Source organism: Pseudomonas sp. YuFO8 (assembly GCF_035065025.1).
Taxonomy (GTDB): domain Bacteria; phylum Pseudomonadota; class Gammaproteobacteria; order Pseudomonadales; family Pseudomonadaceae; genus Aquipseudomonas; species Aquipseudomonas putida_AE.
This window is the reverse complement of sequence record NZ_JAXDEQ010000204.1, coordinates 1-390: the sequence shown is the minus strand read 5'-3', so window position 1 is coordinate 390 and position 390 is coordinate 1. Positions and strand designations below refer to the sequence as shown.

Annotated in this window: 1 protein-coding gene; it reads right to left on the bottom strand. The window is 68.2% G+C overall.

Annotated elements, in window-relative coordinates:
• Nucleotides 1–390: Flp pilus assembly protein CpaB (cpaB, locus tag SOP95_RS32005; protein ID WP_323609594.1), on the bottom strand; the 390-nt coding region annotated here is incomplete at both ends.

The following is a 390-nucleotide window of genomic DNA, read 5'->3' as shown; positions in this document are numbered from 1 at the left end:
AGTCGGCTTAGCAGTGGCTCCGGCACGGCCAGCACCACGGTGCGTGCGCCGTATCGACGTTGGGCGGCTTGGGCGCGTTCTTCAGGCGTGACCGGGGGGGGCACAGCGGGTTTGCCATCGTTGGCCAGGCCCAACTGGTCACCGACGCTGAGCAGGCGCATGGCCGGAAGGACGATCTGCGCCGACTGCTCGACGTTACCGACATCCTGGCGCAGGAACAGCAGCACATCCACGTAATCGCCTGGCGTCAGTTGGCCCCCAGCGCCGCTCACCTCATCCACGGCCACGGCCAGGGCGCGCTCATTCGGGCGAATCATGCAGGCGAGCGGGCCGCCAGCGCTGAAGCTTTCTTCGGTGAGCCAAGTGCCTGCGCCCAAGGTCCGCAGGGGG